The following is a 25211-nucleotide window of genomic DNA, read 5'->3' on the forward strand; positions in this document are numbered from 1 at the left end:
AAATTTACATGAGTCTGATTGTCAGGTCTAAGTTCGATAAAATGGGATTTTCTAAGTCGATATTGTTATGTTACCAAGGGAAGACCTTCTGAAAGGGGTAGAAAATCGAGAGGCGATCGCGCGAGTGATTGATCAGGCTGAACAAGCGATCAAGACTTGGGAAGTGGTCACCAGTGACTTTCTTTCGCCTCCAGAACTCGCAGAGATTCAACGATCGTTTAGTCGGCTGACCGAAGTTCAGCTTCTCGCATGGGGTGGATATCCCCAGGCAGAACGGCAAAGACTCGCGATCGCTCGATCTGAAATTCCCTTAGATCCGTCTCAAGTTGAACTGGTTGCCCTAGACATTGCTGGAAACTTTCTCTTCGACCCCGCAACGCATCGCGACTTTCTCGGTGCAATCTTAGGAACCGGAATTGTCCGCGATAAAGTTGGGGACATTATTGTTTTAGGAGAACGAGGAGCACAAGCGATCGTCACTCCTGAACTCGGAGAATTCTTGCAAACTGCTTTAACCCAAGTGCGATCGGTTCCGGTGAAAACTCAACCCATTCCGTTTGAGGAATTGAAGATCCGGGAGCCGAAAAAGAAAGAAATCACAACGGTTGAAGCTTCGATGCGATTAGATGCGATCGCGTCTGCTGGCTTTGGTATGTCACGCAGTAAGATGGCAGATTTGATCACAGCAGGCGATGTGCGTGTCAATTGGAAAGAAATCACATCGTCTAGTTACTCAGTCAAAGCAGGGGATCTGATTGCGATTCGAGGGAAAGGGCGTGTTGAGGTTGGAGATGTAATGGTCACCAAGAAAGACCGTTACCGAGTACAACTCACTCGTTTTGTTTAAGAGCTTGCCCCCCGGACGAGAATGACGGTGCAGTCACAGCGTTTGGCGATCGCTTCTGGAATATTTCCTTGGATCGCTTGCTGTAACAGCCCTTCACGCGTTGCTCCCAGCACAATCACATCACACTGATCTTTCTGTGCCAAATCGATTAGTGCGGTTGAAACCGCATTGGCGCAGACAGGCATTAATGCGATTGGGCAAGTTAAGCGATCGCCCAAAAATTCCATCGCTTCATTCAAGACATTGAGATCGGGTAGTTCGCGTTGCGGGTGATGCACTTGGCATAAACAAATTTCAGGCTGTTCTGCTAGTTTTGTCAGCGCAGGTAACAGCCGAATTGCTTGCCGAGAATTTGGACCACCCGCAGTCGGAACTAACCAGCGATCGAGGGCAGGGCGTTTTCCAAACTTGACAAGAACGACATTGCAGCTCGCTTGGCGAATCATTGTATCGACAACATTGCCAAAAATTCGACCTGGTGTAGAAGTTTCGCCATTCCAGCCCATGATTAAGAGGTCGATATGACGTTCTTTAATTGTTTCTAGAATTGCTTCTGAGATGTCATGCGTCACCCGCACTTGGGTATGAACGGGAATGTTCCATTGTTTGCCAAGCCGACCTGCTTTCTTTAATAATTTTCGACTGATTGCAGTTGAGACAGGCGTTTCGGCAGGTGTGTAATGACGCGCGATCGGAATTGCCTGTAAACATTCCAATTCATATCCTCGCTCTTGAGCAATGGCAGCCGCCATTTGCAGTAAACTTCCGGCAGTTTGAGGATTCGCGATCGGCACTAAAACTCGACCCTTTCCGGTTTCCGGCGCACGGGTTTGATAAACCACATACGATCGCTCTTTTTGAGATCCGAGATTGGTTAGCTTATCCGACTCCGCTCGAATAATATCGGCGCGAGTAATGATGCCGACTAATTTTTTACGATCAACAACAGGCAAGCGGCTAATTTTATAGCGATTGAGAAGATAGAGAACTTGGCTGAGTGGATCGTCAGGATGAACTGTGACCGGGCGCGCTGTCATAAACTCACTCAGCCGTTGCTGCTTATCTGCGATATTCGCTAAATCTGTTTGTGTGACAATTCCAACTAAAACGCCGTCTTCGATCACTGGAAAGCCGCGATGATGCGATCGCGAAAATGCTTGCATCGCTTCATCTAAACTAATCTGGCTCGACAACGTTTCGACTCGTGGCTGCATTAAATCTTTTGCTGTCAAACCTGATAATCGATTTTCGATTTCTAAATTTGCACTTAGGTGAATGCCATTAGAAGCCAGTAAGTGTTTATAAATTGATCCACTAAAAAGACTTTCTGCGACCAGATACGCACTCACAGAGCCAATCATCAGCGGCAATACAATCGTAAAATCTGTGGTTATCTCAAAGACAATGACGATTGCCGTAATGGGTCCACGAGTGACCGCACTAAAAAATGCTGCCATCCCAGTTAGGGCAGCCGTTGTTGTAAACGCTTGAGTTAGATCTAAACCGAGTGGAACTCCCATCGTTTCTAGACTTTGCGCGCCAAAGCTAATCAAAAAGCCCAAGGCAGATCCCAAAATCAGCGAGGGTGCAAATAGTCCTCCGGGTGCGCCTGACCCAAACGCCAATAGCGTGAGCACAAATTTAGTAATAAAAAGAACTGCCGTAATCCTCCAGCCTAATTCGCTGGTGAGCCAAACTTCTTGAAGACTGGCTGTGCCCCGCAGCGCATCAGGAAGGATGGCGATCACAAGTCCTGACAATCCTCCGGCAAAAGCGATCCGCAGCGGCAAACTCCACTTCAGCACTTTGCGATTCATGCTTACACTCAAAAGAATGCCGCGCATAAACAGCGATCCCAGCACGCCTGCCGATATTCCAACCATCAACAGAATGGGAATCGCCTGAACATTAAAGCTCGTCATCAACTCTAGCGAGGAAGATGAACCATTAAATCCATTGCCTCCTAACAGCCTTGAAACCACTGCCCCGACAAATGACGCTAAAATTGCAGTTCCTAACGTCAGTCCAGACACATCTTGTAGCAATTCTTCGACGACAAATAACACCCCCGCGATCGGGGCATTAAATCCAGCGGCTAATCCAGCGGCGGCTCCGGCGGCAATTAATTGCCTACGATGCACAGGCGAAGTCGGAACCCAATCACTCAACTGGGCAGCGATCGCGGCTCCAATCTGAACGGTCGGACCTTGCCGTCCCAAATTTAATCCCGATCCTAATGACAGTAAGGTTGTAACCAGTTTCGCGATCGCAACTCTTATTGTCAGCGCGCTTGAAACGCCACCCAAGGCAGCCTTCACTTGCGGAATGCCGCTGCCCGCTGCTTCTGGGGCAAACTGCTCGATCAACCATCCGGCGAGCAATCCGCCTACGAGTCCCACAAAAGGGAGTACCATCCAATCTGGATGATCGGTTGCGGCTGACAGTCGCCACTTGCCGAGCCAGTTCACACCTTGTTTTAAAACAACCGCTGCCACCCCTGACACTAATCCGATTAGACATGCCTCGAAGATGGCTAATCGTTTTTGAGAAATCGCACTGAGCCTGAATCTCGATTTCCACATATTTCATTCAAGTGTTCAACTCTCTTTCGCCTGACAGCGATCGCACATGCCAAAAAATTCCAACATGTGATAGTAAATCTTAAACCGATGTGATTGATTCAACTGCTTTTCTAAATCGTGAACCGGACACTCGTCGATCGCAATTGAGTTGCCACATTGTAAACAAGTCAAATGATGGCGATCCTCTTGAATCAAGCTATAGAGCGCTTCTCCATTCGCCAACGTTCTCACCTGTACCATTCCTTCGAGTTTCAATGCCTCTAATGCTCGGTACACCGTTGCCAAACCCAAACTCTGATCGCGATTTCGCAACTCAACATAAAGATCCTGAGCAGAAATCGGTCGGTTTAAATGCTTCAAAATATCGAGAATGCGATCTTGGCTGCGGGTTCGGTGGGATTTCATAGCAAAGAAAGAAGATCAGACCTTTAACATTGTACGTTTTGAGCCGTCGCAGTCTTAGAATAGATGAGCTTTGGAACCTTCTTCACGTTCAGGACAACGACTGTGACTCAAAAATTTCAGGCTCAGATCTATGTTACTCTCCGTCCGTCGGTCTTAGATCCGGCGGGAACAGCGGTACAGTCAGGACTCGCCCACATGGGATATACCAATGTGGAGCAGATCCGAATTGGTAAATATGTCGAATTATCGTTGACTGCCGAAAGTGAATCGGCAGCGCGATCGCAACTCGATACGATTTGTGACCAGCTATTGGCAAATCCGGTAATCGAAAATTACCGCATCGAATTGCAAGCTCTTGCAACCGTCTAGGAGAAAGCGATGAAGTTTGGAGTTTTGGTGTTCCCAGGATCGAATTGCGATCGCGATATTCTCTGGGTGACTCAAGGATTGTTGAATCAGCCGACTCGGATGATTTGGCATGAAGAAAGTGATCTGTCTGATATTGATGTAGTGGTCGTTCCGGGTGGATTTAGTTACGGAGACTATTTAAGATGTGGCGCGATCGCTCGGTTCTCTCCCGTGATGCGAGCGACGATCGATCATGCCAAGGCTGGAAAACTCGTCTTGGGGATTTGTAACGGATTTCAAGTGTTAACCGAAGCGGGATTACTGCCGGGTGCATTAGTGCGAAATCGAGATCTGCATTTTATTTGCGATCGCGTTCCGGTACGAGTCGAGCGAACAGATTTACCTTGGACACAGGGATATGAATCGGGGCAAGTGATTGAATTGCCGATCGCGCATGGAGAAGGAAGTTACTATGCAGATCCCGATACGCTGAAAGCACTCGAAGACAATGGGCAAGTTTTATTCCGTTACTCGGATGCAACGGGCAATATTACAACTGAGGGCAATCCAAATGGTTCGCTGAATAATATTGCAGGCATTTGCAATCAGCAGGGTAACGTTTTGGGCATGATGCCACACCCAGAGCGCGCTTCAGACCAAGCATTAGGACAAGTAGACGGACTTGCATTGTTTGAAGGAATTTTGAAAGCAGTGCCGACTCTTGTCTAACCCTTTTCAAACGAATTGTGACGTTCTACTGGAAGGCAGAATCTTGCCTTCTTTTTTATAGATAAGCCTTAAAACCCTTCACAAATCAGCTTTGCTTAAAAACCCTAAGCAAACTAACAGTATTACTCGAATTAAATTTAATAATTTGATCCAATTTCTGTAACTTGAGGTTCATGAAGATATTTAAACTAAATCTGTAAATTTATATTTCTATCACTGCTGTAATAATACTAGACTAACGGATTAAAAGGCATCAATCTCATCGGATTTACTTTCCTTAATCAAATCCGAGGGCAACAATCCTGACTAAACAAACTTTTGTTTTAAGTCATGAACAAACATGAAATCTTTTGCCATAAAATTTCACACTTAAACACTAGAAAAATGAAGATAGATTTCCATAAGATGAGGTCAGGTAAATTGCGGATTTCAAAATTTACCAAAATTCATTTCTTGTACCTCCAGTAATTATTAAAACCATGACCACAACATTACAAAGACGCGAAAGCGGCAATGTGTGGGAGCGCTTCTGTAACTGGGTCACTTCGACCGACAACCGCATTTATGTAGGTTGGTTCGGCGTATTGATGATCCCCACCTTGCTCTCTGCAACCATCTGCTACATCATCGCCTTCGTCGCTGCTCCTCCTGTAGACATCGACGGCATCCGTGAACCTGTTGCAGGTTCCTTGCTCTACGGCAACAACATCATCTCTGGTGCAGTTGTTCCTTCCTCGAACGCCATTGGCTTGCACTTCTACCCGATTTGGGAAGCAGCATCCTTAGATGAGTGGTTGTACAACGGTGGTCCTTACCAACTCGTCGTATTCCACTTCTTGATCGGTGTCTTCTCTTACTTGGGACGTCAGTGGGAACTTTCCTACCGTCTCGGCATGCGTCCTTGGATCTGTGTTGCTTATAGCGCTCCGGTGTCTGCAGCAACCGCAGTCTTCTTGATCTACCCGATTGGGCAAGGATCGTTCTCCGATGGTATGCCCCTCGGAATCTCTGGAACCTTCAACTTCATGATCGTGTTCCAAGCAGAGCACAACATCTTGATGCACCCGTTCCACATGTTGGGCGTAGCTGGTGTATTCGGCGGTAGCTTGTTCTCGGCAATGCACGGTTCGTTGGTAACTTCTTCGTTGGTACGTGAGACCACTGAAGTTGAGAGCCAAAACTACGGTTACAAGTTTGGACAAGAAGAAGAGACCTACAACATCGTTGCAGCGCACGGCTACTTCGGACGGTTGATCTTCCAATACGCATCGTTCAACAACTCTCGCGCACTGCACTTCTTCTTGGGTGCATGGCCGGTCGTTTGTATCTGGTTCACCGCATTGGGCGTGTCCACGATGGCGTTCAACCTGAACGGATTCAACTTCAACCAATCGATCTTGGATTCTCAAGGTCGTGTGGTTTCGACTTGGGCAGACTTGATCAACCGTGCGAACCTGGGTATGGAAGTGATGCACGAGCGTAACGCTCACAACTTCCCGCTCGACTTGGCTGCAAGTGATGCAACTCCGGTTGCTGTTCAAGCACCTGCAATCAACGGCTAATCAAAAAAGTAGGGTTGAATCAACAACCCCACGGCATAACCCTTGATTACAAGCAATCCCTCAGCTATAGCTGGGGGATTGCTGCTTTAAAGATTAGTTTAACTTAACAAAAGTTGATTTACTGCACAAACGATTTCTTTGAGTTTGAACTGGCACAGTCAGAAAATGACGCAGAAGAAAGACTGTGAGATGATGACTAACGTTCTCGCAATCCGCTGCATGTTGTGAATATTCAACCGTATCTTAAAGTGTTTCGGAGTCGAAAAATGGCGGCTCTGAGTTTGTTGGGCTTCTCATCTGGTCTGCCATTTCTGTTGACGGGGACGGGACGAGCGTTGCAGGCTTGGCTAAAGACGGCGGGGGTTTCGGATACGATGATTGGGCTGTTCGGGCTAGCGGCATTGCCTTATTCATTGAAGGTGTTTTGGGCACCGTTTCTCGATCGCTACATACCACCGCTGTTCGGCAGAAGACGGGGTTGGTTAATTTTGACGCAGATTGCACTGGTGGCAGCGATTTTGCTGTTGAGTCGGCAAGATCCGATGAGCCTGACACAACTGGGGGTCGCTTCGACTGAGGTTTGTGCAAGTTCAGCGGTCAAAGGTTTGTGTGAGTTTGGACAATCGTTTAAGACGCTGATTCCCAGTGCATTTTTTCAGATTGCTTTATTGGTCGCGTTTTTGAGTGCAACGCAGGATATTAGTGCCGATGCGTACCGCACGGATGTGCTCAATCCAGCCCAGATGGGAAGCGGGGCGGCTTTTTTTGTGACAGGGTATCGGATTGCGCTGGTGATTGCGGGTGGGATTGCGCTGATGATTGCAGATCCGAAGAATCCTGGGCATTGGGCATGGTCGCAGGTTTATCTGTTGATGGCAGGATTGATGGCGATCGGGATTATAGCTACAGTGTTCGCGCCGGAACCGAAAAACTACGCGCCACCCACAACAATGCAGGCAGCCATTATTCAGCCTTTTCAGGATTTTATTCGGCGGTTGGGTTGGGGACGGTTGTTGGCCGTTTTGGCATTTGTGGTGCTGTATCGGTATGGCGATGCTTTACTCAGTGTGATGGTTGTGCCGTTTTTGTTGGGAGCAAAGTATAGCCAGAGTGATATTGGAGCGATTCAGGGATTTTTGGGAATTTTGGCGACGATCGGGGGGACGATCATGGGGGGTGGAATTTTTAGCAAGATTGGGGTGAATAAGTCGCTGTGGATTTTTGGGATTCTGCAAGCGTTGAGCAATGTGGCTTATTGGCTGCTGGCAATGTTGGGCAAGAGTGGAATCATGGTGTGGATTCCGATGTTGATTTTTGATCAGTCAATGTCGATCGGTTGGTATCAAACGGATTTGGGGCTGTTAGCGACGATTTTTATTGAAAATTTCTGTACAGGCTTAGGGACAGCGGGATTCCTTGGTTTTATGATGACGGTTTGTAATCCGCAGTTTTCGGCGACGCAATTTGCGCTGTTGTCGAGTTTGATGGCAGTGAGCCGCGATATTATGGCTTCTCCGGCGGGGGCTTTCTCGAAGTCGATGGGCTGGAGCAATTTCTTCTTGGCTACAATTTTGGCGGCGATTCCGGGGTTGTTGCTGCTCCCGTTTTTTGCGCCTTGGAATGAGAAGAATCCTGAGTGATGGCTTATCAATTCTTACAGTTGTGAGGGGATGTAAATGATGAATTCTGTTCCCTCTGGGAATTGAGAGTGATCAATGTCCTGTTAATCTTATGGCTGAAGCTTTTGACGTGCCTAGACATTGTGTCTTTCCAGCGAGCTTTTTATTTCCTTTGGTTTTCCCATTCGGACTTGTGAATTCTCAAAACTCGCCCCGATCGAAATGCTTCTATCCCGTTTGGTAATCGCATCAGGAGCCGTCCTTCTTCATCAATTCCTGCTGCTTCTCCAATTAAGATTTCACTTGAGGTTTGAAATTCAATGATTTGTCGATATAGAAAATCTTTAGCTCGAAGTTCTGGAAGTAATTCTGCTAAAGAGTACTGACTGAATCGCAAGAGAGAGTCGCGCAAGTGAGTGATTAATTCTTCCTCATCTGGCACGGTTGCTGAAAGCTGGCTGAGACTAATGGCTTGAGTGACGAATTCTGGAACACTGATGCGATTTAATCCAACTCCGACGACGAGGCGCGCTTGATCTGCTTGCAGGCGTGATTCGCATAAAATTCCTGCTAGCTTTTGACCTGCTGCAAACACATCATTTGTCCATTTGAGTTGAAGCTTAACGGGCAGTAGGGATTCAATGGCTTGAATCACAGCAAGACCAGCAATGAGGCTGAATCCAGATAATTGCGTGACTGGTAAATCTAGTACAAAGCTGGCTGTGAGTATTCCAGGCTGTGAATGCCAGACGCGATCAAACTGTCCCCGTCCTGCGGTCTGCTCACGGGTAAATACTACATCCCCATGTTTTAACTGAGAAAGTTGTTCTAATGCCCAAGTATTCGTACTTTCGCAGCTTTCGAGCAGACATAGCCAATCATACACAAATTCATCAACCGATTAAAACACCTGTGATCATTGTAATCTCACTGTGTTCCCGCTCTATGCGGCAGAATCCCGCATTCCACAACTCAATAAGCGTTCGGAGTCCGATTCGGGCTGATGGATCGGAATTTCAATCCCAAATTCAGTTCCCTGCCCCAGAATCGATCGACAATACAAATTTCCGCCATGCTTGCCAACAACAATCTGATGGCTAATCGATAAACCTAATCCTGTCCCTTTGCCAACTTCTTTCGTTGTGAAAAATGGATTAAAAATCTTTTGTTGAATTGTTTCTGGAATACCTGCACCATTATCAATAATGCGAATTCTAACCGAATCTGCACCAGCAAGTTCAGTCTGAATCCGAATCTCAGGCTGGGCAATACGTTTACTTTCTAACTCATCGATCGCATTCGCTAGAAGATTCATTACGACTTGGTTGAGCTGTCCCGGAAAACAAACGACTTTGGGTATCTCACCGTATTCTCGCAACAATTTAATCTCGGGTTGTGTTGTCTGAACCTTCAAACGATGGCTCAAAATCATTAACGTATTTTCGATGCCTTCATGCAGATCGACGCATTTGCGTTCTGCCTCATCTAGTCGGGAAAAATTACGGAGCGATCGCACAATGTCGTGAATCCGATCTGCTCCAACTTGCATCGAATTGAGCAGCTTCGGGAGATCCACGGCAATGAAATCAAAATCGAGATCTTCGAGTGCAGACTGAATCACAGAATTCGGTTCAGGATACTGAGAGCGATAGAGATTTACAAGACTTAGCAAGTCTTCCACATACTGTTGAGCCGGAACAACATTGCCATAAATAAAGTTCACAGGATTGTTAATCTCATGCGCAACACCTGCAACCATTTGCCCTAAAGATGATAGTTTTTCTTGTTGAATGAGTTGTATCTGAGCCTGCTGTAGCTCAGCTGTACGCTGCTCAACTTTCTCTTCTAGTGTTTCATTAAATTGTTTCAGCACCTCATTTTGAACTTCGAGTTGTTGGCTCAGATGGCGCAATCGTAGATGCACTTTTACGCGCGCCAATACTTCCTCATGCTGAAAAGGTTTGGTAATATAATCGACTGCTCCAACGGCTAGCCCTTTTACTTTATGTTCAGTCTCAGATAAAGCGGTCATGAAAATCACAGGAATATCTTGGAAAATCGGATTCGCCTGCATTCGGCGGCAAGTTTCAAACCCATCAATTCCCGGCATCATGACATCTAATAAGACTAAAGCAGGTTGATGATACGCCATTTGCTCTAAGGCACTCTCGCCATCTAAAGCAACCGAAACTTGGAATCCCTCACTGGTGATCGCTTCGGATAGTACCTTGAGATTCGTCGGATTATCATCCACGATAAGAATACTTTGATCGGCAGACTTCATGATCTCTCCTTATCTACTAAGTGCTGTTCTAAGAATGTACGAATCTTTTTTAACTGGAAATCTTCTGCCCAAGTGCTGATCAAGTGACAGAACGGTTTCAGCATTGGATTAGCGCTCTCTAAGGTCTCAAGCTGTTGAGTTAGATCATTCAGCAAACCCTTGCGAGCAAGGTCGTAGAGTCCGGATAATACAGATGGATCAGGCAGTTCCACTGCATCTGAAGTCGGTGATTCAGGCGGCTGAGCAAGTTCACTTTCTGATTTAGAGTCGTCGTAAATCCATTCAAGCTGAAGCAGTTGCTGAAGTAAATCAAACAGCACATAAGCTTCGATCGGCTTCGGCAGAAAAGCATCTGCGCCTGCATCTACGCTGATTTGGCGATCTTCTTCAAACACACTGGCCGAAGACATAATCGCTCTTAAATCCTGAAATTCTGACATTTTCCGAATCTGTATGAGCAGTTCGTCACCTTGCATCTCAGGCATCATCAGGTCTGTAATGAGGAGATCAGGATGAATTCGCAGTACTTCATTGAGTCCAGCTCTTCCGGTCTCTGCCTCAAAAATCTCAAATCCAATCGGTTCTAGTAGACTTCGCAGAACCAATCGATTTTCTTCTCGATCGTCAACGATGAGAATTTTGCGTCGGCTGCCAATCATACCGATAATCCGACTCGCGTTAAAGTCAGGAGTCTGTGGAACATTGTCGATCGCAGCAGCGAGTGGAATTTCAAACCAGAATCGGCTACCCTGACCCAATTGGCTTTCAACTTGGATAGTTCCGCCCATCAATTGCACGATCGTCTGACTGATGGTTAGACCTAGCCCAGTTCCTTCTGAGCGTTTCTCAACGCCTCCAACCTGCTCGAAAGGCAGGAAGATTTTTTGCAATTGCTCAGGAGTCATGCCTGATCCGGTATCTTCTACTTCAAACCTCAAATTATAAGGGCTACCTTCAGAGCAGGTAAGGACTGAAAATGTCACTTGCCCTTGTTCGGTAAACTTGATCGCGTTGCCTAATAAATTGATTAAGACTTGTCGAAGTCGCTTTTCGTCTGCATGAACATACTTGGGCAGTGTACTTTGAAACTGATATCGAAACTCAATGCCACGTTGTTCTGCCCGAATGCTGCACATCTCGACTACACTCTGCAAGAAAGAAGAGAGTGAAAAGTCAACTGAGTTCAACTCCATTTTGCGCGCTTCGATCTTTGACAGATCTAAAACATCATTGATGAGGGTGAGCAAATGAGTTGCACATTGGTGAATCACGCCAATTCCACGTTGCTCTTTAATATCGAGCCGCGTTGATCGCTGTAAAATCTGGGTATATCCCAAAATCCCGTTGAGCGGCGTTCGCAGTTCGTGGCTCATATTTGCCAAAAATTCGCTCTTGGCGCGATTCGCACTATCTGCAAGTTCTTTGGCGTGCTTTAATTCAGACGTTCTTGCCTCAACTCGGAGTTCTAATTCTTCAAATGATTCGTTGATCTGGGCCGCCATTCGTTGAAACGCAGATTCTAGAACTTCCAGTTCGTCCGCATGCTGGATGCTCGAAGTTGAAGTCTCAGTTTCTGTCAGCTCTCTATTTAAGCGCGAAAGGCGCTGAGCATCGGCTTCTGCAAGTTGGTTACACCCTACTAGAATGGGTTCTAATCGGGAATTAAGACGGCGCACAAACAGAAAAACGACGATCGCTAAAACAGTTCCTGCACCGACTGCCCCACCGACTGTAATCGATAAAACAGGCAGTAAGATAATTGATCGAGGAACAGAAGCGAGCATCGTCCAGTTTGTGCCGCGTACCCGCTCATACGCCCAATACGAACCTTCAGCTTGTAAAATCCCAGCTTGTTGCCCCTGAATTTGTTGCCAGACTCGATCGAGTTCTGGCACATCTTTATGGGATGCCAGTTTTTTTGCTTTCGCTTGATCGGGTGGATAAGTCAGAAGATTACCTTTCTCACTTAAAATCGCGAAGTAGCCTCCTCCACTCTTGACTGAAGTATATAGCTGTTCACTCAGCACAGATACGTTAATGTCCAGCCCCGTGACCCCGATTGCCCGATTTTGGTCATCAAAGATGAAGCTCGAAAATGTCGTTAGCGTTTGACCATACCAAAGGTAGGGTTCTAGCCAAATGTCCTGCCCAGCCCGAATGACATCTTTGTAGTAAGCTTTGTTGGGATAGTCGTCATCTTGAAAGAGATCGGCAAACCGGATGTGTTGATTTGGAGCGGGAAGTAATTGACCAATTTGACCGGGTGCTTTCTGATCAACGTAGAAGTAAGGCCAGTACCATTGACGATCAGGCACAACCTGATTAGAAAGTTGCCCAAACCCGAAAGCCATTGTTAAGGGTGAACGTCGTTGGAAGAGTTCAAAGACAAGCTGCTTATAGGCATCTGCGTCTTTTACTCCAAGATTGTGAAGCGTGCGAACACTAGCTTCTAAATCTTCAGTCGATTGTTCAACTTTGGCTAACTGGGATTCAATCGATCGAACTTGTGTTTTGAGACGGCTTTGAATCTCGCTTTCAGCATTCTTCTCCAAAGTCCTATAAAAGAAGTAGGACATGCCGCCCAGTCCAATCAATGCACCGCTCAAAACATAGATAAATAAGTTCGATCCAATTGAGTGTCGCAATGCTTTTTTCATAGTCAAGGTGAGAATGCTTACCACAATGTTCCCTAATTCAACTCATAAACATTCCGGAGTCGGGAACACCTACCTAGTAGGTGTTTTCGAAAATGATGGCGATTCAGTTGCGAGGTTCGGAATCCAGCGCACTGAGGAGTGGGACTGGTTTTGAGTTAGGAATTTAGTCCGATCGAAATAGTCAAAGTAAGTTTTCAACAACTGAGTGTTACTAGCAGGGCAGACAATGGAAGTCCCTCGCAAGCCTTGGAGAGTAGATTGACAATCGAAATGCTGGTTACTCAACAGCGACGTTTCTAAATAAGTTTGATGGACGTCTGAGCGTTCATTGAAAAGGGCAGCGAGTGGAGCTAGCGCATTCTCTTCTGAGAGAGATCTCAGAAGAGACAGCCAGCGATCGTAGGGGATTTCTTCAATCTCGTAGCCGAATTGCTGGAGGTCATGAACGAGTTGCCCAAGCTGTGAAGAATTGGGATTGGTCAGGTGAAAAACTTGTCCGCATTCGGTCGATTGTTGTGCGAGATGCACGATCGCCTTACTCACATAATCGACTGGAACCATTGAAATGGGTCGGTCAAGAATCGGGGCAGTTTTCAGTTGAATGATGCCTTTTAAGAACCGACATAGTAAATCAGTGACGGGTGATACGCCCGTTTCGCTATGTCCAGAGATCATTCCTGGACGATAGATATTTACTGGAATTCCGCGATCGCGGGCTGTCTGTAGCAGTCTTTCTGCGACCCATTTTGTTTGAGCGTAGCCGCGATAAAGTTCATGACCGTGAGTGAGGGGAGTCTGTTCAAAGATAGGCTGATCCTGGAAATAGGCTGGCGATTGGAACACATCCAACGTGGAAACAAAGTGAACAGATTTGAGTTTGACCCAGCTTGCCAGTCTCAAAATCTCTTCTGTCCCTCCAACATTGCTGGCTCGCAGTGCAGAGTATGGATAAGCAAGATTAATTAACGCACCGCTGTGATAGATAACTTCTGTTTGACTTGCTAGGGTCAGAAACTCAGATTCTGAGAGTCCAAGATAGGGCTGGGTCAAATCGCCGATGACTGGAATAATGCGATCACTGAGTTCCTGATTCCAAATTAAGTACCGTTCTAGATTCGCCTGAATTCGAGCGAATCCATCTCTGGCATTGGAAGCGCGAACTAAACAGTAGAGCTTAGCAGAAGTTTGCTGGAGGAGTTCATAGAGCAAGAATGCGCCTAGAAAGCCTGTTGCACCTGTGAGAAAGATTCCAGTTGGAGTCGTTGGGATGAATTCTGTTTCAGGCTTGATTTTGGGATCTAGCTGAGTTTCAGCCTCTAAGTCGAGTAGACTGTGGGGCTGGCTGATATCCAAGGACTGAATTTGGGCGATCGCATTGAGCAATCCTTTGATAGTTGGATCTTTGAATAAATAAAACAACGGAATTTCAACATCAAAAGTTGCTTTGACCTGTGCTAGAAGCTGAACTGCCAACAGCGAATGTCCACCAACTTCAAAGAAATTGTCCTCAATGCCAATTGCTTCGGTTTCTAGCACCTCTGCCCAAATTGCTGCCATTTGCTGCTCTTGAGGAGTTTTGGGAGCAGATGAACTGCGTTCTGCATGCACAGTTTTGGGTTCTGGCAACGCACGACGGTCAATTTTTCCATTTGGCGTGAGTGGAAGTTTTTCTAGCCACACAAATACTGACGGAATCATGTAGCTGGGCAGTTTATCGCGAAGAAATTGGCGAAGTTGTAGCGTGAGTTGAGGTTTCTCAATGACCTGAAGTGGAGAATTCGTATAAGCTTCTGGAATCGGAAATACTGCACTTGGAAATTGACAGACTTCAGATTGATAAATCCAAGCCTCGTAGAATCCAGGCTGGTCTGAACACATCAGCTTAACTTTGTAGCCGAATGCTCGGCTGATTAAGTCTTCCGGATGAATCCCAGAATATGTTTGGGGGGCTGTAAGCAACTGCTCAATCGTGGCAGAATCCTGTGCATTTTTGAGCAGTTCTACTGCTTGTAAGTCTGCTTGTAGGCGAGCATCTGGAATTCCAGTAATCCTGAGCGGCATTTTTCCAAAATGCGATCGCAGCGTTGCTAAGCTGACTCGATCTCGCACCCAATCCAATTGATGAAATTGAGAGATACTAGGCTGTTCGGACTCAAGGTGTAAGGTGACATCATACCGAAATCGGTTCAGTTCAGAGTCAGATCGACCTCGTTTTAGCTCGATTTCAGCAGTCTTGAGGTGGGGAATACGCTGAACAAGATTCTGGAAAAATGCAGGATCAATGACTAATTCTTTTTCTTGAATGATGCGATCGTATACTCTCGATCGAAGTTGCGTCACCGAGTCAACAGGTTGCCTAAGCTGAACTGACGTGTGGAATGTTTCGAGTAAAGGCAAACTACGCACATCGCCAATAAAGATGCGTCCCCCAGGTTGCAGAAGTTTTACTGCTTTCTCAATCACTGTTGTCAAGTATTGTGCATTTGGAAAATACTGCACAACAGAATTGATAATAATGGTGTCAAAGCTTTCTAAATCGTCAATTTCATGAGCAGCACATTGAGCAACGGTCACATGTGCCCGTCTGCCCAATTGGTTGAGTTCTTGGCGTTGAATATACTTCACGGCTTCTGAAGTCACATCAATTCCGTGATAGCGATCGCAGTACTGAGCTAAGCGGAATAAAAGTAGACCTGTTCCACACCCAATTTCTAGAATTCGTTTTGGACGGAGTGCCAAAATGCGATCGATCGTCAAATTAAGCCATTCCTGCATGACTTGTGCGTCTGTTCGTAATCCCGTATAGCTATCTATCCAGCCTTGGAGATTAAACGTACTATCTTCGACTGGAGTCGTCTGTTGATAGGCATGATCCCATACGGTTTTCCAGTGCTCAACTTGCTGAAATTGCAGTGTTTTTTCTTCGCTTTCTTTTGAGACGATGTAAGCAATTAAGCGCTGATTTCCAGAACTATCTTCTTTTGCGATGACTGCTGTTTCTTGCACGATCGAGGATTGACTAATGGCAGCTTCGACCTCGCCGAGTTCAACTCGGTAGCCCCGGATTTTTGCTTGATGGTCAATGCGACCAATAAACTCGATTGTGCCATCTGCTCGATACCGCGCTAAGTCTCCAGTTCGATACAATCGATCTCCGGTTCTGGTGCTAAATGGATCAGCAATGAATTTTTCGTCATTGAGTTCTGGACGCTTATAGTAACCTCTTGCAACTCCCTCACCACCGATACACAATTCGCCCGCCACACCGACCGGGACTGGAATAATTGGATCAGTTTTTCGTCGCGATTTCGTCTCGATGAGATAGATTTGCGTGTTGGCAATGGGGTGTCCAATGGGAACGGACTCAGTGCCAGGTTCTACTCGATGTAGTGCAGACCAGATCGTTGTCTCAGTTGGACCGTACAGGTTCCAAAGCGACGCACCTTTGTCTAAGAGTTGATTGGCAAGCGATCGAGTCATTGCTTCGCCGCCACAGAGCATCTTCAGGGTTGGACGACCTTGCCAACCGGATTGCAAGAGAAGTCGCCAAGTTGCTGGAGTTGCCTGCATGATGGTTGCCTCGAAAGTATCAAGGAGTTGAATCAGACGTTGCCCATCTGCTGTGATCTGAGTCGGGACAATATTAACGCAAGCTCCAACGATTAGCGGCAAAAAGAGTTCTAAAACTGCGATGTCGAAGGAGATCGTCGTAACCGCAAGCAAACGATCGTCAGATGAAATCCCTGGCTCTTGCTGCATCGAAAGCAGAAAATTTACAACTCCTCGATGAGTAATCTGTACCCCTTTCGGTTTGCCTGTAGAGCCAGAAGTATAGATCACATAAGCAAGGTGATCAGAATGACCTGTGATTTCTAGGTTGTGAGTTGGTTGCTGCGAGATAGTTGCCCAGTCTGCGTCAATATCGAGAGTTTGGCAGTTTGAGAAAGATGCCAGATGAGATTGGGTAATGACGATCGAGAGTTCTGAGTTCTCTACAATAAACGTCAGACGTTCAGCAGGATAGTTCGGATCAAGGGGGATGTAGGTTCCGCCAGCCTTGAGAATGCCGAGCATGACGATCAGCATTTTCAGCGATCGCTCAACACAAATACCCACGAATGTTTCTGGCGATACCCCAACTGACCTTAAGTAATGTGCGAGTTGGTTGGCACGCTGATTCAGTTCTTGGTAAGTGATTGTTTCTTCATCAAAGATGGCAGCGATCTCATGCGGAGATCGAATGACTTGAGATTCAACCAATTGGTGAATGAGACAATCTTGAAGAGCAGTGCGCATATGTTTTCTGTAAAGTTGAAGAAAGTAGGGAGACTATCGCATCTTTCCTACAACGAGAATTCCCGAACTCAAATTAATAAAGACTCAACTCTTTGAGATTTATAGAATCAAGTCATAGATCAAAAAAATATAAAAATCACTCAGTTTTCCGGAATTTACTTGAGGCTGGGAGATATTAAACTGGGTTGTGTCAAAATCTGCCTCTGCAGATTTTGGATAGGCTCTAAACTATATATTTCCCAGCCCATAGAATAATTAGTCAGGGATATCTAAAATTAGGAAATGTACTCAGAAGCAAAGCTGAGTAGGGCAGCTAAGAATACTGAACAGACAGAGGAAGATACGCTCAACTCAGAGATACGGTACACCGCATGGATAATTGAAGCACTTAGGTAAAATCAAGGCTGATACTTAAAGAATCTGTATAATTCAAGGTCTTCTTTTCAGCGAATATTCAGAGCCTGACTTAAAGATAGTGATCAACTTATGCATTTTTTCTACTTAACAATCTGCGCTAATTAAGTAAAATGCCACTATCTTAATTAAGATACATTTCTTTTAGTGCTAGTAGCACTTCCTGCTTTGATTTTGTTTGAGGCTTTTCACTTGAGTTAATAGATGAAATTCTTTAATTTTAAATTTCTAAAACTTGTGAAATTTCAAATTGAATCGACTTTAATATGCTTTAGCTTGAAAAGAAGCATGCTTTATTCTAACTATGCAAGTGCTAATTGTAAGAACACTAATTAATGTCGATCTAAAGTAGTCGATCTCATAGTTTAGATTTCTCTCAAGTTTTAGATGAGGGGAGCAAGAACTATCATTTCTAGCATCCCTCTCCCCTCTCTACCCGCTCCACAACATAAATGCAATTGACGACTAGAGCCATCATCCCTTATGGTCAACTCTTTCTCTTCGCCCGCTCTAATTCCTGGGTAAAATTCTCAAATCGTCGCATCAAATATGCAACCCCAAAATCCCCGTGCGAATGCTTCTCCAACTCTTCTGCCAACGCAAACACTCGGTGTGCTAAATCCTCTCCCAAGCGATCGATAGTCGCCTGCTTCTCGATCGCCAAATGCTCTCGCTCTCTCGACAAAACCTGCCACTCGCTTGAAAATAGTTGCTCGATCGCAATATTCAAGCCCATCGTTTCCAGTGCAGCCCATTCTCCGCGATCGCACCAAATTCCTCCACAACTCAAACACCGCTCTACATAAAACGGATTTTTCATCCCCACTTTGACCCGCGCCAAATAACAGCCACACTCAGGACAAAAAGCCGCCTTCGCATCATGAGGCGATGGAGTAAATTCGACATCTAATGTTTTTGGGATCAAGTCTGCAACCGTTTTCGGTCGTTCGCGTTCTGCTTGCCACACCTGATAATTTTCCAGTGGAATCCACGCTCCCTGACACTCTGGGCATTCCTTCACCTCTAACGACTCAGCCAATCGCCCATCGTTTAGCGTAATTTTCCGTTCTTTAGGACACTGCATCACGCGACCTCAAATTCCATCCGACTCCAAAAGTACAGTGCAGTAGTTCATTAGTAAAGTCACTCGATCGCGAATCTGTTCGATCCGACCTTGCACCGTCTCTGGCTGTCGTGCTGTCTTGAGAAACATCGCATCCATTCCTAACAGCCTCATCTGTTTATTGATTTCAACCAAAACTGAATGGATTCGGTAGACATCCGATTGGATGGATTGAATTTCTTCTGAAAAGATTTTTTGAAGTGACTGCCACGTTTGAGCAAAGATTTGTCGATCGAATTCGGAAGAGTTTAACAATTGATTGAGCGATCCTAATCCAGTGTGAAACGCACGAAATAAATGTACTTGGTTCTCTGTTAACATATCTAAACTTTTTCAATTCAGTATAAAAACGGGGATCACTGACCCCACAAGACTTACGCAAAATCTTGTTTTCGTAGAATGCGATAAACCTCAGTGTAAATTCGAGCTAAAACCGAAGACATCGTGTAGAGTACAGACTCATAACTGTGAGAATTCACTGGGTTAGATTCGATCAAAAATTTTCAATTCTAGCGAGGATCTTTGGGAAGAAACGTATCGCCATTGATAAAATGAACGGTACGTGCGATCGTCTTAACCAAGTTTAAGGCAGACTCTCAATTTTCCTCCGGCATCGATGTCTGAACACCTTCTTCAAGTCCGAGCGACTTGGACAAGCCGTCTTACAGGTTATCGATTGTTCATTTTAACTTTGTTGTCTAGCAGATGGGCAGGTTCCTCATGCTAGACTCTTTCTCTATTACTTCTAAACTTTGTATAGGACGATACGTTTTATTCAATTTCATAAATTCACAATCTGAAACTGCACTCTAGTCACGCGAAACAGCATGAATGTAGCTGCCTCTCTACCCACCATTGATTTTGCTTTACCGGATTGGTTACGGGAGTGTTTTCTCGACCCTTCAGACGACGATCCGAGTCTAGTTTGCCGCGCGTTCGAGTTTGCCTACAAACTACACGAAGGGCAAACCCGCGCTTCTGGAGAACCTTATATTGCTCATCCAGTTGCGGTAGCAGGGATTCTCCGGGATCTCGGTGGCAGTAGCGTCATGATTGCAGCGGGCTTTCTTCATGATGTCGTTGAGGACACAGACGTTACCGTCGAAGAAATTGAAGAACGCTTTGGTTCAGAAGTGCGATGTTTGGTTGAAGGCGTAACCAAGCTTTCAAAACTCAATATTTCTAGCAAAACAGAGCGACAAGCTGAAAATTTCCGCCGCATGTTCTTAGCTATGGCGCAAGACATTCGCGTGATTGTGGTGAAGCTTGCCGATCGCTTACACAATATGCGGACGCTCGAACATCTTGCTCCGGAGAAGCAACGCCGCATCTCCCTCGAAACTCGCGAAATCTTTGCACCGCTCGCGAATCGATTGGGGATTGGAAACATCAAGTGGGAACTCGAAGATCTCGCCTTTAAGTATCTTGAAACTGAGGGCTATCGAGAAATCCAGCAATTAGTATCCGAGAAACGAGCCGATCGCGAATCTCGCCTGAGTGAAGTTGCAGCCGCTTTTAAGAAACGACTGGAAGAAGTGGGTGTGCGCTGTGTCGAAGTGAGCGGACGACCGAAACACTTGTACGGCATTTATCAAAAGATGCAGCGTCAGCAAAAAGGCTATGACGAAATTTATGATGTCGCTGCAATTCGGATCATTGTCGAGAGCAATGATGAATGTTATCGTGCCCTCGCGATCGTACATGACACATTTCGTCCGATTCCTGGACGCTTCAAAGATTACATTGGTCTACCCAAACCGAACCGATATCAATCGTTGCATACGGTTGTGATTGGTGAAACGGGTCAGCCTTTAGAAGTTCAGATCCGCACCCTAGAAATGCATCATGTTGCGGAATATGGGATCGCGGCTCACTGGAAATATAAAGAGTCGGGTGGTTCTACGTCGCAACTGACGAAAACCGATGAGAAGTTTACCTGGCTACGTCAGCTACTCGATTGGCAAAAAGACCTCAAAGACGCGCAAGAATATCTCGATGGCATCAAAGACAATTTATTTGATGGCGATGTCTTTGTCTTTACGCCCAAAGGTGAGGTCGTTTCACTCAGTCCACGATCGACTCCGGTAGATTTTGCGTATCGGATTCACACCGAAGTGGGAAATCACTGTGCAGGTGCAAGAGTCAATGGTCGGATGGTTCAACTCGATACCCCGCTGCAAATGGGCGATATTGTTGAAATCATTACGCAAAAGAATGCCCGTCCTAGCTTGGATTGGTTGAATTTTGTCGTGACAGCAGGCGCAAGAAATCGAATTCGGCAGGCTTATAAGCGATCGCATCATGATGAGAATGTCTTGCGCGGTCGAGAAATGCTGGAGAAAGAACTCGGCAAAAATGGCTTTGAAGCTTTAATGAAATCGGCTCCGATGCTGACAGCGGCTGAGCGATGTAACTATCACAATGTTGAGGATTTCGTTGCCGCAGTCGGTTATGGCGAAATCACTCTCAACCTGGCACTCAACCGGATTCGCGATGCCGTCAAAGCTCAGCAGTCTCTGGCTAATCCCGCTCCTGCTCCCTCGGATAGCTTGAATAGTGGTGTGATTCCGCTCCCGTCTGCGCCGCGATCGCTTCCTGCTCCCACGACAAAACATCCGATCGCAGGTGTTGAAGATCTGCTGCACCATATGGCGGGATGTTGTAACCCGATTCCTGGAGAGCCGATTATTGGCGTGGTCACTCGTAGTAATCGTGGGATTTCCATTCACCGTCAAGGCTGTCCGAATGTGGATTCGATTCCGGGTGATCGCTTAGTGCCGCTGAGTTGGAATCCAGTCGAACCTGCGAAAGGGCGCGCTCAGACTTATCCGATTGATATTCAAATTGAAGTCATCGATCGCGTTGGAGTCCTCAAAGATATTCTGTCTCGCTTAACGGACAACAATATCAACGTCCGCAATGCCCAAGTCAAAACCTTCCCGGATCAAACGGCGGTAATTGATTTGGGTATTGATATTTGTGATCATGCTCAGCTTGAACGCACGTTTGCTCAGATTAAGAAAATGACAGACGTGCTGAATATGCGACGTGTGAGCCAGCTAGAAGAAGCTTAGTTGGGGATTCAACTGCGCTCAATTCACGGATTGAGCGCGTTAATCGCAGTCTCTAGCTTGAATGAGCTAACCCCAAATGGTTCTGTAAAGCTTGTCGCATCACCTCGACTGGAACCTCTTGCTGAGTCCAGATTTTCAATGCTGCTGCACCTTGCTGAACGAGCATCTCTAATCCGTCGATCGCGGTTGCTCCCTGTTGCTGTGCCTGTTTTAAAAATCGCGTCGGATTCGGCACATAGATGAGATCATATGCGATCGCATTTTCTTGAATCCGTTCTGCTTGGTGATCCGTGATGGGAGAATCATCAAAATTCGGCGACATGCCGATCGGCGTTGTATTGACAATCAAATCGGCATGAGGCAACAGATCAGAAAGCTGATCCCAAGTGTGCGTCTTCAAAGCGCTTAAGTTCCAAGCTGCCTGAAATTCCTGAAGTTTGCTGCGTCCCACTACATGAATTTCAGAACATCCTAACTCAGCACATCCGGCAACAACTGCCCGCGCCGCACCTCCATTTCCTAGGACAACTGCAACCGAGGGGGCGTGAGATCGCAAGGGCGCAAGAAATCCTGTGATATCGGTATTTGTTCCAATCCAGCCCGATTCCCCTTTCCACACGGTATTCACCGCGCCAATGGCTTTTGCTGCATCCGTAATTTCAGACAGCAGAGGAATGATTGCCTGCTTATGCGGAATCGTAATACTAAACCCTTGCAAATCGATCGCGGCAAAACCTGCGATCGCAGGTTTCAAATCTCGAACTCGAAATGGAACATAGATAAAATCTAGGCCCATCTTCTCGATCGCAGCATTGTGCATGATTGGGGAGAGAGAATGCTCGATCGGATCGCCAATCACTCCCAGAAGTTTCGTTTTACCCGTTATTTGCTTCATTCTCAGGCTTGAGCAAATCGAGTTGCTTATGATCAGAGTCTTCTTCAGTTAACGTTGCTTCAGTCAGCGTCAAATCTGGAACAGCCATTGCCATTTCTTCGGGAGTCGGATCTGGAATAGGACGAATTCGACGAATCGGCAAATTTGCGATCAGCGAAGTCGATCGCTGATGATTTTCGAGTTGGAACTCCGTACCCTCATCCAATTCCACATATCGCGAAACGACATCTAGAATTTCCTTACGTAATTCTTCAACTAAATGCGGCGGCAAATCTGCTCGATCATGGGCGAGGACTAGCTTCAATCGCCGTTTGACATCATTGCGGCTATTGTCGAACCCGCGAGGAAATATTCGTTCTAGAAATTCAGTGATCATTGGCTAAAGATGCAAACGGGATAAGCGAACAAGGACAGCCCAAAACACAGGGACTATTTTTTCTTAAATTTACCGAAGAGACGTGAAAAGAAGCCTTCGGGTGGAGCTTCGAGACTCATCAAGGGTACTCGTTCTCCCTCCAGACGACGCACAATATTGTCAAAAGCAGTCGCTGCCTGTGAGGGTGTTTCTGATAATACCAGCGGCTCACCTTTATTCGTTGAGACGATCACTTTTTCATCATCTGGGACGACGCCGAGCAATTGCACTGCCAGAATTTCCTGCACGTCTTCGACTGACATCATGTCGTTGGCTTGTACCATGCCTGGTCTGATCCGGTTGACAATGAGGTTAATCCGTTTGATGCCACTCGCTTCGAGCAGTCCAATCACGCGATCGCCATCTCGAACCGCCGCAATTTCCGGGGTCGTAACAATAATTGCTTCACGCGCAGCCGCGATCGCGTTTTGGAATCCCATTTCAATCCCAGCGGGACAGTCGATCAAGATATATTCATACACCCGTGCTAATGCATTCACCAGTTGCCGCATTTGATCCGGAGTCACGGCTTCTTTGGTGCGGTTTTGAGCCGCCGGAAGTAAGACCAAATTCTGAAAGCGTTTATCTTTGACTAAGGCTTGTTCGAGGCGGCATTGACCTGCCAAAACTTCGACCGCAGTATAGACAACCCGATTTTCCAGTCCCAGTAACAAGTCTAGATTTCTCAACCCAAAGTCAGCATCAATGACCGCCACTTTGCGTCGCCGTTTTGCAAGTGCCATGCCGAGATTGGCAGTTGTGGTGGTTTTGCCGACTCCACCTTTTCCGGAGGTAATTACGATGATACGCGCCATTAATTAAGATCAGCTTTTGAAAGGAACGGAGTTTGCCGATTACAGGTTTTATAGGATATCAGAATTCGGCATTTTTCTAAGCTCGAATTCTAAATTCATCGCAAAATAGAAAATCTTTCCGATTTTACGATCGCTTCAGCATAGCGCAAGCCAAAAAAGCAACATCGCTTCTCTACAAAGATTTACCGCTTTTGTGAATCATCGTTACGGTTTGCGAACCGCCTGAGAAAACGGCGGCTGGCAGTTCGGACAAAAATGTGCCGATCTCCCGGCTAATTTGACTCGCTCGATTGGGGTTTCACAGGTTCGGCAGCGATCGCCCTCTCGCCCATATACCCAAGCGATGCCGCCATAGTTACCATTCACACCCGATACATCTCGAAAGTCACTAAAACTTGTGCCGCGCGCGGCAATGCTATCTGTGAGCACTCGGATCACGTTGACTCGCAGTCGTTGGGCTTGCTCAGGATCGAGATCAGCACAGAGCGTTTCTGGGTGAATTCCACTTAAAAATAAGGCTTCATCGGCGTAGATATTGCCGACTCCTGCGACAAGCATTTGATCGAGTAGAGCCGTTTTAATTGAGCGTTTTCGTCCCTGCAACTGCGCGTAAAAGTACTCGTCTGAAAATTCCGCCGAAAAGGGTTCGTGACCCAATCGTTGCAAGCCTGTGATGATGGTTTTGGGGTCTTGTTCCCCGATGACATGCCAGATTTGCCCAAACGTGCGCTGATCGACAAAGCGTAATTCTCGATCGTGCTCAAAAAAGAATCTCACGCGCGTGTGTTTCTGTAACGGTTCAGCTTGATTCATCCACAAAAGCTGCCCGGTCATTCGCAAATGCACGCCTAACCAACCGACCGGATCGAGTTTGGCAAGCAGATATTTTCCGTAGCGATGCCATTCTCGGATGGATAATCCGATCAGACCGTCGATGAATTCAGACGATAAAGGATGAGCGATCGTGCGATCGAGTAAAACGGCTCCGCCTTGGATCGGTTGATGGAGCGTCACCTGATTGAGTCCTAATCGCACAGTTTCGACTTCAGGCAGTTCTGGCACAGAAAACTCACGGGGAATAAAAAATCGGGCAAGAACAAACAGAAGAAACGTTCTTGCCCGATTTATTGTATCAATTACAAAGCC

General features: G+C 46.3%; 18 protein-coding genes. 6 read left to right on the top strand and 12 right to left on the bottom strand.

Going from position 1 to position 25211, the window contains the following annotated elements:
• Positions 1-67: 67 nt before the first annotated feature.
• Positions 68-847 (top strand): photosystem II S4 domain protein, encoded by a 780-nt coding sequence (locus ACMUEV_RS06260; protein ID WP_017290002.1) that lies wholly within the window; start codon positions 68-70, stop codon positions 845-847.
• Here ACMUEV_RS06260 and ACMUEV_RS06265 read toward each other — a convergent pair.
• Complete coding sequence (locus ACMUEV_RS06265; protein ID WP_190653110.1) at positions 844-3429, bottom strand: chloride channel protein; 2586 nt, start codon at positions 3427-3429, stop codon at positions 844-846. The two genes, ACMUEV_RS06260 and ACMUEV_RS06265, sit on opposite strands and share 4 nt — an antisense overlap.
• A 15-nt stretch (positions 3430-3444) precedes the next feature.
• Complete coding sequence (locus ACMUEV_RS06270) at positions 3445-3834, bottom strand: Fur family transcriptional regulator (RefSeq protein WP_017290000.1); 390 nt, start codon at positions 3832-3834, stop codon at positions 3445-3447.
• Positions 3835-3936: 102 nt separating this feature from the next.
• Here ACMUEV_RS06270 and purS point away from each other — a divergent pair, with 102 nt between their 5' ends.
• From purS to ACMUEV_RS06290, 4 genes are all read left to right on the top strand, one after another.
• Complete coding sequence (purS, locus tag ACMUEV_RS06275) at positions 3937-4203, top strand: phosphoribosylformylglycinamidine synthase subunit PurS (protein WP_026148867.1); 267 nt, start codon at positions 3937-3939, stop codon at positions 4201-4203.
• A 9-nt stretch (positions 4204-4212) separates the two neighbouring features.
• A complete protein-coding gene (gene purQ, locus ACMUEV_RS06280; RefSeq protein ID WP_017289998.1) occupies positions 4213-4911 on the top strand; it encodes a phosphoribosylformylglycinamidine synthase subunit PurQ in 699 nt (232 codons plus the stop codon).
• 479 nt (positions 4912-5390) lie between these two features.
• Entirely contained in the window at positions 5391-6473 is a 1083-nt protein-coding gene (gene psbA / locus ACMUEV_RS06285; RefSeq protein WP_017289997.1) for a photosystem II q(b) protein, read from the top strand.
• 224 nt (positions 6474-6697) lie between these two features.
• A complete protein-coding gene (locus ACMUEV_RS06290; RefSeq protein ID WP_348251560.1) occupies positions 6698-8113 on the top strand; it encodes an MFS transporter in 1416 nt (471 codons plus the stop codon).
• A 142-nt stretch (positions 8114-8255) separates the two neighbouring features.
• Here ACMUEV_RS06290 and ACMUEV_RS06295 read toward each other — a convergent pair whose 3' ends face one another.
• The 6 genes from ACMUEV_RS06295 to patD form a co-directional block, all read right to left on the bottom strand.
• Entirely contained in the window at positions 8256-8978 is a 723-nt protein-coding gene (locus ACMUEV_RS06295; protein ID WP_190652157.1) for a biotin--[acetyl-CoA-carboxylase] ligase, read from the bottom strand.
• A gap of 57 nt (positions 8979-9035) precedes the next feature.
• The gene (locus ACMUEV_RS06300) at positions 9036-10376 is read right to left on the bottom strand and encodes a response regulator (RefSeq protein WP_190652156.1); all 1341 of its coding nucleotides are present in this window, start codon (positions 10374-10376) and stop codon (positions 9036-9038) included.
• Positions 10373-13033: a hybrid sensor histidine kinase/response regulator gene (locus ACMUEV_RS06305; RefSeq protein WP_190652155.1), complete on the bottom strand. Its 2661-nt coding sequence runs from the start codon at positions 13031-13033 to the stop codon at positions 10373-10375. The genes ACMUEV_RS06300 and ACMUEV_RS06305 overlap by 4 nt, the downstream gene beginning before the upstream one ends.
• Positions 13034-13102: 69 nt before the next feature.
• Positions 13103-17329 (bottom strand): amino acid adenylation domain-containing protein, encoded by a 4227-nt coding sequence (locus ACMUEV_RS06310; RefSeq protein WP_190652154.1) that lies wholly within the window; start codon positions 17327-17329, stop codon positions 13103-13105.
• 901 nt (positions 17330-18230) lie between these two features.
• Positions 18231-18827: a zf-TFIIB domain-containing protein gene (locus ACMUEV_RS06315; protein WP_017289991.1), complete on the bottom strand. Its 597-nt coding sequence runs from the start codon at positions 18825-18827 to the stop codon at positions 18231-18233.
• 9 nt (positions 18828-18836) lie between these two features.
• A complete protein-coding gene (gene patD / locus ACMUEV_RS06320; RefSeq protein ID WP_190652153.1) occupies positions 18837-19187 on the bottom strand; it encodes a heterocyst frequency control protein PatD in 351 nt (116 codons plus the stop codon).
• Positions 19188-19693: 506 nt separating this feature from the next.
• Between patD and ACMUEV_RS06325 the strand changes: the two genes are divergently transcribed.
• On the top strand, positions 19694-21940 hold the full coding sequence (locus tag ACMUEV_RS06325; protein WP_190652152.1) for a RelA/SpoT family protein: 2247 nt from the start codon (positions 19694-19696) through the stop codon (positions 21938-21940).
• A gap of 52 nt (positions 21941-21992) precedes the next feature.
• On the opposite strand, the gene ACMUEV_RS06330 is transcribed toward ACMUEV_RS06325, so the two are convergent.
• The 4 genes from ACMUEV_RS06330 to ACMUEV_RS06345 all read right to left on the bottom strand — a co-directional run bounded on the left by ACMUEV_RS06330 (position 21993) and on the right by ACMUEV_RS06345 (position 25127).
• Positions 21993-22835 carry a shikimate dehydrogenase gene (locus ACMUEV_RS06330; RefSeq protein ID WP_017289988.1) on the bottom strand — a complete coding sequence of 281 codons (843 nt, stop codon included), beginning with the start codon at positions 22833-22835 and terminating at the stop codon, positions 21993-21995.
• The gene (gene minE / locus ACMUEV_RS06335) at positions 22816-23211 is read right to left on the bottom strand and encodes a cell division topological specificity factor MinE (RefSeq protein WP_017289987.1); all 396 of its coding nucleotides are present in this window, start codon (positions 23209-23211) and stop codon (positions 22816-22818) included. Before minE ends, ACMUEV_RS06330 begins: the two co-directional genes overlap by 20 nt.
• A 53-nt stretch (positions 23212-23264) precedes the next feature.
• A complete protein-coding gene (gene minD, locus ACMUEV_RS06340) occupies positions 23265-24065 on the bottom strand; it encodes a septum site-determining protein MinD (protein ID WP_017289986.1) in 801 nt (266 codons plus the stop codon).
• A gap of 204 nt (positions 24066-24269) precedes the next feature.
• Positions 24270-25127, bottom strand: a complete 858-nt coding sequence (locus ACMUEV_RS06345) for a DNA-formamidopyrimidine glycosylase (RefSeq protein ID WP_190652151.1) — start codon at positions 25125-25127, stop codon at positions 24270-24272.
• Between the last annotated feature and the right edge of the window lie 84 nt (positions 25128-25211).

This window comes from Leptolyngbya sp. FACHB-1624 (genome assembly GCF_047649235.1).
GTDB lineage: Bacteria > Cyanobacteriota > Cyanobacteriia > Leptolyngbyales > Leptolyngbyaceae > Leptolyngbya > Leptolyngbya boryana.

Coding starts and splice junctions, on each gene's coding strand:
- ACMUEV_RS06260 (WP_017290002.1), top strand. CDS start 68: ATGTTACCAAGGGAAGACCTTCTGAAAGGGGTAGAAAATCGAGAGGCG.
- ACMUEV_RS06265 (WP_190653110.1), bottom strand. CDS start 3,429: ATGTGGAAATCGAGATTCAGGCTCAGTGCGATTTCTCAAAAACGATTA.
- ACMUEV_RS06270 (WP_017290000.1), bottom strand. CDS start 3,834: ATGAAATCCCACCGAACCCGCAGCCAAGATCGCATTCTCGATATTTTG.
- purQ (WP_017289998.1), top strand. CDS start 4,213: ATGAAGTTTGGAGTTTTGGTGTTCCCAGGATCGAATTGCGATCGCGAT.
- psbA (WP_017289997.1), top strand. CDS start 5,391: ATGACCACAACATTACAAAGACGCGAAAGCGGCAATGTGTGGGAGCGC.
- ACMUEV_RS06300 (WP_190652156.1), bottom strand. CDS start 10,376: ATGAAGTCTGCCGATCAAAGTATTCTTATCGTGGATGATAATCCGACG.
- ACMUEV_RS06305 (WP_190652155.1), bottom strand. CDS start 13,033: ATGAAAAAAGCATTGCGACACTCAATTGGATCGAACTTATTTATCTAT.
- ACMUEV_RS06310 (WP_190652154.1), bottom strand. CDS start 17,329: ATGCGCACTGCTCTTCAAGATTGTCTCATTCACCAATTGGTTGAATCT.
- ACMUEV_RS06315 (WP_017289991.1), bottom strand. CDS start 18,827: ATGCAGTGTCCTAAAGAACGGAAAATTACGCTAAACGATGGGCGATTG.
- patD (WP_190652153.1), bottom strand. CDS start 19,187: ATGTTAACAGAGAACCAAGTACATTTATTTCGTGCGTTTCACACTGGA.
- ACMUEV_RS06325 (WP_190652152.1), top strand. CDS start 19,694: ATGAATGTAGCTGCCTCTCTACCCACCATTGATTTTGCTTTACCGGAT.
- ACMUEV_RS06330 (WP_017289988.1), bottom strand. CDS start 22,835: ATGAAGCAAATAACGGGTAAAACGAAACTTCTGGGAGTGATTGGCGAT.
- minE (WP_017289987.1), bottom strand. CDS start 23,211: ATGATCACTGAATTTCTAGAACGAATATTTCCTCGCGGGTTCGACAAT.
- minD (WP_017289986.1), bottom strand. CDS start 24,065: ATGGCGCGTATCATCGTAATTACCTCCGGAAAAGGTGGAGTCGGCAAA.